This window comes from uncultured Sphingomonas sp., assembly GCF_946477935.1.
Classification (GTDB): Bacteria; Pseudomonadota; Alphaproteobacteria; order Sphingomonadales; family Sphingomonadaceae; genus Sphingomonas.
The window spans coordinates 17,823-28,270 of record NZ_CAMLAC010000023.1 but is presented as its reverse complement, the minus strand read 5'-3'; the positions used below and the strand labels follow the sequence as shown (position 1 = coordinate 28,270).

At 67.6% G+C, this 10,448-nt stretch carries 9 protein-coding genes; 4 read left to right on the top strand and 5 right to left on the bottom strand.

All coding sequences use genetic code 11. From position 1 onward, the window contains the following. Positions 1-2,590, top strand: a 2,590-nt coding sequence (locus Q0U08_RS04505; RefSeq protein WP_298090002.1) for an L-glutamate gamma-semialdehyde dehydrogenase, incomplete at its 5' end; no start/stop codon positions are given. A 106-nt stretch (positions 2,591-2,696) separates the two neighbouring features. On the opposite strand, the gene Q0U08_RS04500 is transcribed toward Q0U08_RS04505, so the two are convergent. Together Q0U08_RS04500 and Q0U08_RS04495 are read right to left on the bottom strand one after the other, a co-directional pair. Beyond that, positions 2,697-3,860 (bottom strand): mechanosensitive ion channel family protein, encoded by a 1,164-nt coding sequence (locus Q0U08_RS04500; RefSeq protein ID WP_298090001.1) that lies wholly within the window; start codon positions 3,858-3,860, stop codon positions 2,697-2,699. A gap of 12 nt (positions 3,861-3,872) precedes the next feature. Beyond that, positions 3,873-4,874, bottom strand: a complete 1,002-nt coding sequence (locus tag Q0U08_RS04495) for a DNA topoisomerase IB (protein WP_298090000.1) — start codon at positions 4,872-4,874, stop codon at positions 3,873-3,875. 126 nt (positions 4,875-5,000) lie between these two features. Between Q0U08_RS04495 and Q0U08_RS04490 the strand changes: the two genes are divergently transcribed. The 3 genes from Q0U08_RS04490 (at position 5,001) to Q0U08_RS04480 (ending at position 7,132) form a co-directional block, all read left to right on the top strand. Then, positions 5,001-5,561 (top strand): type 1 glutamine amidotransferase domain-containing protein, encoded by a 561-nt coding sequence (locus Q0U08_RS04490; protein WP_298089999.1) that lies wholly within the window; start codon positions 5,001-5,003, stop codon positions 5,559-5,561. 88 nt (positions 5,562-5,649) lie between these two features. Further along, the gene (locus tag Q0U08_RS04485; RefSeq protein WP_298089998.1) at positions 5,650-6,576 is read left to right on the top strand and encodes a right-handed parallel beta-helix repeat-containing protein; all 927 of its coding nucleotides are present in this window, start codon (positions 5,650-5,652) and stop codon (positions 6,574-6,576) included. Positions 6,577-6,640: 64 nt separating this feature from the next. Continuing rightward, positions 6,641-7,132, top strand: coding sequence for a DUF6438 domain-containing protein (locus Q0U08_RS04480; protein ID WP_298089997.1), 492 nt, complete (start codon positions 6,641-6,643; stop codon positions 7,130-7,132). 6 nt (positions 7,133-7,138) lie between these two features. On the opposite strand, the gene Q0U08_RS04475 is transcribed toward Q0U08_RS04480, so the two are convergent. Genes Q0U08_RS04475 through Q0U08_RS04465 form a run of 3 tightly spaced genes read right to left on the bottom strand, consistent with a single transcriptional unit; the run spans position 7,139 to position 10,375 of the window. Further along, the gene (locus Q0U08_RS04475; protein WP_298089996.1) at positions 7,139-8,881 is read right to left on the bottom strand and encodes a hypothetical protein; all 1,743 of its coding nucleotides are present in this window, start codon (positions 8,879-8,881) and stop codon (positions 7,139-7,141) included. 5 nt (positions 8,882-8,886) lie between these two features. Beyond that, entirely contained in the window at positions 8,887-10,239 is a 1,353-nt protein-coding gene (locus Q0U08_RS04470) for a putative O-glycosylation ligase, exosortase A system-associated (RefSeq protein WP_298089995.1), read from the bottom strand. Continuing rightward, positions 10,232-10,375, bottom strand: coding sequence for a hypothetical protein (locus tag Q0U08_RS04465; protein ID WP_298089994.1), 144 nt, complete (start codon positions 10,373-10,375; stop codon positions 10,232-10,234). Before Q0U08_RS04465 ends, Q0U08_RS04470 begins: the two co-directional genes overlap by 8 nt. Positions 10,376-10,448: the final 73 nt, after the last annotated feature.

The following is a 10,448-nucleotide window of genomic DNA, read 5'->3' as shown; positions in this document are numbered from 1 at the left end:
GGTTGTCGGCCGTGCATTGGTGGGGGAGGGTGAGGCGGGGCCGCTGAAGCGCCTGATCTCGCGCGCGGGTGAGCCGTTCGTGCGGCAGGGTGTGGGCGCGGCGATGCGGATGATGGGCGAGATCTTCGTGATGGGGCGGACCATCGACGAGGCGACGCGCCGGATGAAGAAGCCGGAGAACAAGGGGTTCACCGCCAGTTTCGACATGCTGGGCGAGGCAGCGCGGACGCAGGAGGATGCCGAGCGGTACTTCCAGGCGTATGTGCAGGCGATCGACGCGGTGGGGCGTGACCCGGCGGCGGGGCATTCGGTGTCGGTGAAGCTGTCCGCGTTGCATCCGAGGTACGAGGTCGCGCGGCGGGCCGAGTGCGTGCCGGCGCTGACGCAGATGCTGGAGGCACTGGCGGTGCAGGCGGCGGGGCATGGGATCGCGCTGACGGTGGATGCCGAGGAGTCCGAACGGCTTGAGATGAGTCTGGACATCATCGGCGCGGTCGCCGGTCTGCCCAGCCTGAACGGCTGGGAAGGCTTCGGCATGGCGGTGCAGGCCTATGGCAAGCGGGCGCGGCCGGTGGTGCAATGGGCGAACAGCCTGGGCCGGGTCATGAACGTGCGGCTGGTAAAAGGCGCATACTGGGATTCGGAGATCAAGCGCACCCAGGTCGAGGGGCTGGCGGACTATCCGTTGTTCACCCGCAAGGCGGCGACCGACGTGTCGTATCTGGCGGTCGCCAAGGACATGCTGGCGGGGAAGAACATCCGCCCCGCCTTTGCCAGCCACAATGCCCTGACCGTCGCGACCATCTTGGAATGGGCGGGCAGCAACCGCGATTTCGAGTTCCAGCGGCTGCACGGCATGGGCGACGGGCTGTATGAGCGGCTGGTACGCGAGCAGGGCTATCACTGCCGCATCTATGCGCCGGTGGGTGGGCACCGCGACCTGCTGGCCTATCTGGTCCGCCGGCTGCTGGAGAATGGGGCAAATTCCAGCTTCGTGCACCAGTTGGCGGATGCGCGGCTGACCGAGGCGGAGATACTGGCGGACCCGGTGGCGAAAATCGCGGCGGTGGGCGGATCGCGGCACCCGTCGATCCCGCTGCCCGTCGACCTGTTCCGGCCGGGGCATCGCAACTCGGGCGGGATCGATCTGAGCGACATTCCGACGCTGGAGCGGACGGCGAAGGTGGTGAACGGGCCGATGGAAGCGTCGGTGGACGATAAGGCGGCGGATGTCGCGGGCGCCGTTTCGCGCGCGCATGCGGCGTTCGGTGGTTGGTCGAAGCGGCCGGTGGAAGAGCGGGCGGCAATCCTGGAGCGGCTGGCGGATCTGCTGGAGGAGGATCGCGACCGGTTGATGGCCATTCTGGTGCAGGAGGCGTTCAAGACGATTCCGGACGCGATCGGGGAAGTGCGCGAGGCCGCCGATTTCTGCCGCTATTACGCGGGCGAAGCGCGGGCGCGGCTGCGGCCGGTGGAGCTTCCAGGGCCGACCGGCGAGCGCAACACGCTGCACATGGACGGGCGCGGGGTCTGGGCGACGGTGGCGCCATGGAACTTTCCGCTGGCGATCTTCCTGGGGCAGACCGTGGCGGCGTTGGTGACGGGGAATACCGTTGTCGCCAAGCCGGCGCCGCAGACGCCGGCGATCGCGCGGGCGGCGGTGGCGCTGGCCCACCGGGCCGGGGTGCCGGCCGACGCGCTGGTGCTGGTGACGGGCGGGCCGGAGGTCGGCCAGGCGCTGACCGAAGACGTGCGCGTCATGGGCGTCGCCTTCACCGGATCGACCGCGACCGCCAAGCGCATCGCGCGGACGCTGGTGGCGGACGACGACCGCCCGATCGTGCCGCTGATCGCGGAGACGGGCGGGATCAACGCGATGATCGTCGACTCGACCGCCCTCCCCGAGCAGGTGGTGGCCGATGTGGTCACGTCTTCCTTCCGGTCGGCGGGGCAGCGTTGCTCGGCGCTGCGCCTGCTGCTGGTGCAGGAGGAAGTGGCCGACGGGGTCATCGCGATGCTGAAGGGCGCGATGGACACGCTGAAGCTGGGGCCGACCGGCGATCCGGCGACCGATGTCGGGCCGGTGATCGACCGGGCGGCCTATGACAAGCTGATGGCGTACCGGGCCGAGGCCGGCGCGCGGGTCATCAAGACGCTGGATGCGCCCGCGGAAGGGCTGTTCGTGCCGCCGACTTTGGTGCGGCTGGACCGGATCGAGGATCTGGACCGCGAATGGTTTGGGCCGATCCTGCATGTCGCGACCTGGGCGGCCGGTACGCTGAGCGAGACGATCGCGCGGGTCAACGCCAAGGGTTACGGCCTGACCATGGGCCTGCACAGCCGCATCGCGCGCGCCGTCGAGGTGACGGAGGCCGAGGCGGAAGTGGGTAATCTGTACGTCAATCGTTCGATGATCGGGGCGGTGGTCGGGTCGCAGCCGTTCGGCGGCGAGGGGCTGTCGGGCACGGGGCCAAAGGCGGGCGGGCCGCATTATCTGTACCGCTTCTGCGCGGAGCGGGCGGTGTCGGTGGATACGACCTCGGCGGGGGGCAACGCGACGTTGCTGTCGCTGGACGAAGGCGGAATCTAGAATCGCTCCCGACCATTCCTGGTCGCCCTCACCCTTCCGCGGCTGCGCCGCTCCCTCCCTCTCCCATTGGGAGAGGGACAAGGCGTCCAGGCGCTTTTGCCGGTCCTTACGCCTCCTTGGTCGGTGAGGGGGCGTAGGGCATGACCAGCGTGCCGTCGGGGGCGGCGGTGTAGGTGGTCTGGGTGGGATAGGCGATGCCGATCCTGTCGGCGGCGAAGCGGCGGATGATCGCGATCATGATGGCGTCGCGCTTGGTGTGTGCGGTGCCCCAGTCGTCGCCCGGCACGTCGAATTGCAGGACGAAGTCGAGGCTGCTCGCCCCGAATGTTTCGAAGCTGGAGCGCGCGACCGTCACGCCCTCGCCCTCGGCGAGTTCTCTCAGGATGGAGGGTACGCGCTCCAGCGTGTCCGGCGCGGTCTCGTATGTCACGCCGATGGTGAAGTTGATCCGTACATGGTCGCGCACCGTGGTGTTCTGGATTTCCTTGTCCAGCAACTGGCGGTTTGAAATGATCCGCAACTCGCCGGTAAAGGCCCGGATACGCGTCGATTTCAGGCCGATCGACTCGATCACGCCGCTGGTGGTGTCGTAGCTGATCTTGTCGCCGCGGCGGAAAGGCCGGTCGAAGATGATCGCGAGCGCGGCGAACAGGTCGGCGAAGATGCCCTGTGCGGCCAGACCGATGGCGATGCCGCCGACACCGAGACCCGCGACGAGGCCGGTGACGTTGACGCCGAGATTGTCCAGCACGACGACCAGCGCGATCGCGAACAGCGCGAAGGTGACGAGCAGGCGGATCAGCCCCATCGCGGAAAGCAGCGCCTCGCCCGAATAATGTTCGGACTGGGTACGGTGCTCGATCGCGCCCAGGATCAGCTCACGCGCCCAGATCGCGGCCTGGAAAACGGCGGCGACGGTGAACAGGAAGCCGACCGTGCTGGCGACCTCGCTGGGCGCACCGGCATAGCCGACGACCAGTTGCGCGGCGAGCATGATGATGAAGAAGTTGTTGGTGCGCACCACTGCGCGGCCGATGATGACGCCCCAGCCACCGGCCAGGCCGGGCCGTGCGCAGAGCCGGTTGCCCAATCCGCGCGCCGCATGCAGCGCGATGACGATGACCGCGCCGATGCCGAAGGCGATCAGCACCTGCAGCCAGTGCGTCTGTACCCAGACGGTGCTGACATTCACCAGACTGTCGATCTGGTCCGGTACGTTGGCAGCATCGAAGATGGGTTCCTTGGCGGCGGCGGCGGAATTATTCGACATCAATCTTCCCGGTCAGGCGGCCTGCGAGGCCGGCGTGCCCTGTTCGAGAAACGCGATCAGGCCGCATTCCTCTCGGCTGAGATGGCGCTTTGCGCGCGGGAGGCGCAGCGCCTGGCGAAAGCTGGATTGACCCTTTTTGACCAGGGCGATCAACGAAGGGTGAACATAGCTTTTGCGGGCGATGGCAGGCGTGTTGCCGAGGCGGGCGACCACCGGTTCGAGCAAGGCCTTCAGGCTGAGGTCGCTTTCCGCCCGCGCCAGCGCCTCGAACGCGGTTACGCTGGCCGCCCAGGTGCGGAAATGCTTGGCGGTGAAATCCCCGCCGGTCGCGTCCTTGATATAGGCGTTGACGTCGGACGAGGTGACGGGATGCGCCTCGCCTTCATCGTCCAGCCAGGCGAACAGATGCTGTTCGTCCAGATCCTGGCAGCTTTTCACGAAACGGGCGAGCGAGCGATCGGTGATGCGGCAGTCGCGCACCTTGCCCGACTTGCCCTGATAGCGCAGCTTGAGCGTCTGGCCCTTCACCTGCCCGTGGCGCTTGCGCAGCGTCGTCGCGCCGAAGCTCTTGTTGGCAGCGGCATAGGCCTCGTTCCCGACGCGGATATGCGCGATGTCGAGCAGGCGGACGACCGCGGCCACCGCACGCTCCTTGCACAGCCCGCGTTTGGCGAGGTCCGCCTCCACCTGCTTGCGCAAGCGGGGCAGCGCATGGCCGAACTCGGCACAGCGCTCATATTTCGCGGCCTCCTGCGCTTCGCGAAAATCGGTGTGGTAGCGATATTGCTTGCGGCCCTTCTCGTCCCAGCCGACCGCCTGGACATGGCCATTGGCCCTGGGACAATACCATGCGTCGACATAAGCGGGAGGCAGGCCGATGCGGTTCAGCCGGTCGATCTCGTCGCGATCGGTGATGCGCTCGCCCTTCGCGTTCCAATAGCCCCAGCCACCGCGCACCTTTTTGCGCGTGATGCCCGGCTTCGTGTCATCGCAATAGACGAGTTTGGTGGGCATCGTTGCTCCGTCGGATGGTCTTGGGAAATGCGCCGGCGGTCGCTTCGTTCCGGAACGGGGGCAGGGGGCGGCGGGTTGAGGCGGCGTCCCTATCCTCTCGACACCCCTTTCCCACGGAGAATTGTCATGGCCGATCTATCCCAAGCCCGTGTCCTGATGCTGGCGGCAGACGGGTTCGAGACCGTCGAGTTGTTCAAGCCGCGCGAAGCACTGGAGGCGGCGGGCGCCAAGGTGAGCCTGGCCTCGCTGAAGCGCGATCCGATCCAGGGCATGGAGCAGGATCTGAACAAGGCGGAGACCGCGACGCCGGACCTGACCGTCGACGAGGTCGATACCGACGATTACGACGCACTGGTCCTGCCGGGCGGCACCTGCAACCCGGACAAGCTGCGCCTGAACGAACGCGCGGTGGAGATCGTCACCGAATTCATGGAGGACGACAAGATCGTCGCCGCGATCTGCCATGGCCCCTGGCTGTTGGCGGAGGCGGACGTGGTGGACGGCCGGCGGCTGACCAGCTTTCCGTCGATCCGCACCGACCTGGAAAATGCCGGTGCCGATGTGGTGGACGAGGAGGTGGTGGTCGACGGCAACCTGATCACCAGTCGCAAGCCGGACGACATTCCCGCCTTCAACCAGGCGATCATCGATGCGCTGGTGGAGGAACTGGCGGACGAGCCTGCCTGACCCGGAACGGGACGCGGATGAACGGGCCGCCATCGTAACGGCGGCCCCGATATGGCATCGCGGGCGCACCTTTTTCGGAGTGCCTGCGATGCGCCTCATGCTTCCCCTTGCCCTGATCCTGGTCGCCGGTCCGGCAGTGGCGCAAGCGGGCGGGGCACCGTTCACCGTCGGCAATCGCGGCTTTGCGACGTTGCAGGAAGCGGTGGGGGCGATCGGCGATGGTGAGGGTACCATCCGCATCGCGCCGGGCACGTACCGCGAATGCGCGGTGCAGGAGGCGGGGCGCATATCCTATGTCGCGGCGGTGCCGGGCAAGACGGTGTTCACGCGCGTGACCTGCGAAGACAAGGCCGCGCTGGTGCTGCGCGGGCGCGGTGCGCGCGTCGAGGGGATCGTGTTTTCGCATCTGGAGGTGGCGGACGGCAATGGTGCGGGCATCCGCATCGAGAAGGGGCCGTTGACGGTCGAGAACGCCATGTTCCTGGACAGCCAGTCCGGCATCCTGTCCGCAGACGATCCTGCCGCCGCGATCACCATCGACCATTCGACTTTTGCCGGGCTGGGCAAGGACCCGACCGGCAACGGCGCGCACGGCATCTATATCGGCGACTATGGCACGCTGACCGTCACCGCCAGCCGGTTCGAGCGGGGCACGGGCGGCCATTATCTGAAAAGTCGCGCCAAGCGGGTCATGGTGACCGACAGCAGCTTCGACGATACGCGGGGCCAGGCGACCAACTACATGATCGACCTGTCCAACGGTGCGCAGGGGCGGATCGCGGGCAACACCTTCGTGGTGGGGCGCAACAAGGACAATCACTCCACGCTGATCACCGTTGCCCCCGAGGGCGCGAAGAATGATTCGACCGGGCTGGTGATCGAAAACAACGTCGCCACGCTGGCGCCGGGGGTGACGTACAGGCCGGTGCTGGTCGGCAACTGGTCCGGCGAGACACTGGCTTTGCGGGGTAACCGGCTGGGGGCGGGGATCAGCCTGACCGCGAGACGCTGGTGACATAAGGGTCAAGGCTGGAGGGCGCGGGGTTCGTCTTGTCATCGATTGCAAGGAGATGTGACGCATGACGAAGACTTTGGGCCTGATCGCGCTGGCCGCGGCAACGCTGGCCGGCTGTGCCGCGACCGGCGACATGACGGCGGGCGGGGTCGCGCCTGCGGCGGGAGAGGCAATCCGCTACAGCGTGTCGCCCTGTTACGGGACGTGCCCGGTCTATGCGGTCACGGTGTTGCCGAGCGGGCAGGTGATGTTCGACGGGCAGGAGCATACCGCCGCCAAAGGGCAGCAGGAGAAGCAGGCGGGCGTTGCCGCCTATCGTCGCTTTGCCGCCGCGCTGGCACCCTATCGTCCGATGACCGGCATCACCGCGGCCACGCAATGCGAGCAGCAGGTGAGCGATCAGCAGGGCTATCGCATTGCCTGGATCGGCGCCGATGGGCGCGAGACGGTGCTGACGCATGATCGCGGCTGCCTGTCGCCGACCAACCGGGCGCTGAACACGGTAATGGATGCCGCCCCGAAGATGCTGGGCATCGGCGTCTGGATCGGCCGCTGAGCCGGCTCACTCGGCCAGTCGGCTGCCCAGCCACTGGCCGAGATATTCCAGGCACGCCAGCCGTCGCCACAGCCCGCTGTCGGCGACGCGGTCCATCCGGAACCAGCGGCGCATGACGGGGAAGTCGGGATCGATCACCCGGTGCATATAGTCGGGGGCGAGCAGGCCGCCATGCTCGTCCCCTTGCGCGGCCAGCCGGCGGCGCAGCGCATAGCTTTGCCGCCGCAGCCAGGGCGGGCGGATGCGCGACTGCCATTCGGAAAAGCGATGCCGTGTCGAGGGCGGGCCGGAAAAGTCGTGGCCATAGGCGGACGGATGGGCGGCTAGGTCGGGGTCGATCGCAGCGATCAATTGCGCCTCGAACCGGCCGGCGCGCTTCAGCGGCAAGGGCAATGTCATCGCGTCGGCGACGACTCCGTGGTCGAGAAAGGGCATCAGATAGGCGCCGAATCGCGCCTCGGTGCTGATCTCGCGGCCGAACAGCGCGCGGCAGCGGACGGCGGGATAGATATGCTCGATCCGGTCGCGCGGGATGCGCGCGTGACGCGGCATGTCGATCGCGCGCGCGATCTTGGCGGCGATGCGGTCGAGAAAATCGCGCGGGTCGAAGCGTTCGGTGGCGTCCGATGCCAGGAAGCGGGCAAAGAAGGTGGCCGCCACCGCATCCGCGGTCATCGCGCGGTCGGGCAGGTAGAAGAAGTCGCGGTAGATCTCCCCGCAGCCGCCCGAGGCGGCCAGCGCGCCGCCGGCATGACGGGCGTGGGCGGCCGCGGTGTTGCCGCCGCCGTCGAAGATATTGCCGTAATTGGGCAGGCCGTCCCAGACGTGGAACTCGCGCGCCACGTGCCCTGCAAAGGCGTCGGGCGCGATATGCGTGTCGGCCTTGTTGATCCAGGCGACGGGCACGCCCTCGGCATGGCCGATCGCCTGGGCGACGGCGACGTCCTGGCTGCCCGGCGGGCCATAGACGTAGAGGTCGGGGCGGGCGCCGGCTTCGCGCAGGGCGGCGAGCAGCAGGCGCGAGTCGAGGCCGCCGGACAGCGGGCTGTTGATGCGGTCGAACGCGGCGGCATGGGGGGCGACGACGGCATTGAGGCGGGCGCGCGCGGAGGCGATGCGGTCGGGCACGGTGCGGGCGGGATCGATGCCGGGCAGCGGGCGGGAGACGGGGTGGTAGCGGATGCCGTCGGGCAGCAGCTCGACGATGCGGTCGGGACCGAGCGTGCGCAGCCCCTCGAACACGGTGTCGTCGCCGATGGGGGTGACGTTGAAGGCGTATTCGTACAGTCCCTGGGCCGAGAAGCGCACCTGCGGTTGTACGCCAAGCGCGGCCAGCAGCGAGGTCGAGAAGAAGCGGCCTTCCTCATCGTGGAAAAGCTGGAAGGCGCCGAACCAGTCGGTGAACAGGAAGGTGCGGCCCGCCTTTCGGATCAGCACCGCGAACTGGCCGGCGAGGCGCGACCAGTCCAGCCGCGGCAGCTCGACCTCGGTCAGCAGCGCGCGCAGGGCGCCCCGCCCGATCTGCCCGTCAAAGGCCAGTGTGCCGGCCACTGCGACCATGTCGTCGCCGTCGATCAGCAGGGTGTCGGGGCCGCCGAGGATGTAGGGGGTGTGCAGCCCTTGCCAGCCGGGGAAGGTGAAGGGGTGGGGGGCGGAGAAGCCCAGCGCGGTGAACTGCGCGGTGGCGGCGGCGTGCGGGTCGGCGACGAGGCCGTGGGCGCCGCGCGCGTTGAGGAACAGGCCGGCCATGGGGATCAGGCGACAGCGGGCGCGGCGTGGCGCGTGAAGGTGCGCCGGGTGGCGGCGCGGCGTTTGGCCGTCAGATAGGTGTCCAGGCCGATCTGCGCGCCGATCAACTGGTAGATGAAAGGGTTGAAGGCGATGCCGACGAACGCGGCGCCGAGCAGGTAGATCAGGTGGCCATGCTGGAGCGCGCCGGCAAGCGCGCCGCCCCAGCGCAGCGGATCGTCCTCGGCCCGGTGGCGGCGGCGTAGGATTTCCATGCGGATCAGTCCCCCGATATTGATCGACAGCCACAGGATGACACCCGGCCAGCCCTGTTCGCCCAGCACCTCGAAATAGCTGCTGTGATAGGCGCGGGCCTTGTCCTGGGCGCGACGGCGGTCGGTTTGCGTGTTGGCGGCGGTGCCCGAGGTCTCGACGAGATCGTAGCTGACCCGGTTCTGCAGATAGGCGTTGAACCCGCCGCCAAATGGATGCGACTTGGCGTAGTTCCAGGTCCATGCCCAGACGGCGAGCCGGGTGGAGGCGGATTCGTCGCCCTGATAGCTTTTGATCGTCTCCATACGCTGCGTATAGGAGGACGGCAGCAGCGGGGTGGCGACAAGGCCGGCCACGCCCAGCGCCGCGAGGTAGAGCATGCGCCGCTTCACGTCGCGCAGCATGAGGATCGCGAGCAGGCCGATGCAGAGCAGGCCGGTGCGCGCCGAGGTGCCGACCGGGATCAACAGGCACGCGAAGACCAGCGCATAGGCGAAGGTGCGTACGCGCCAGTCCGGGCGGAAGATGGTGCCGTATTTCGCCAGCCACAGGATGATCGGGATCATGGTGATCGACACCGCCGAGATGATGCTGCCCTCGTACAGCCCGGTATTGTTCGTCACCATCAGGTTCAGCTCGCCATAGCCGCCGCCCGATGCCAGCGTCTTGATGCCGCCGACGATGATGATCGACCCGGCCGACAATGTCATGAACAGCAGCAGCGCCTCGATCCTGAGCCGGGTGCGCAACGTGAGCGGGAGGAACGCGCCGAAGGCCAGCGCCTTCCACACCCAGTCCCATTTTTCGGCCGCCTCGATCGGGAAATCGGCCAGACGCGTGGTGATGCCGCAATACACGAGCAGCAGCCCGATCAGGATCTGGCGGGGGGCGATGCGCAAGCCCCGCTTGTCGTCGGTCAACAGCCAGCCACCGACCGCGGCGAGCACCGCGATCAGCGAGATCGGCACCGCGTTCAGCAGATAATAGGTTAATCGCTGCGGCGAGACGATATCGATATAGATATAGACCAGGACGAGCAGGAACGGCCGCTTCAATCCGAAGCCGAACAGCGCCGCCAGAAATGCGATAAAGACGAGGTCACGCACGCGGGGGGCGCCGCTTGAAACGGGCCGGCGGGCCGCCGGCATCATCCTCGCGGTCGAGATCGGGACGCCTGAGCAGCAGCCATGCCGCGAGCAGCATCAGGCCGTGGGTCAGGCCGAGCGCGAAATTGTCGATCATCCTCGCGCCTCCATCATGCCGGTCCCTCGTGCTGCACGCCCACCCCATACCGGCGCCAGCCGTGTTGCCGTAA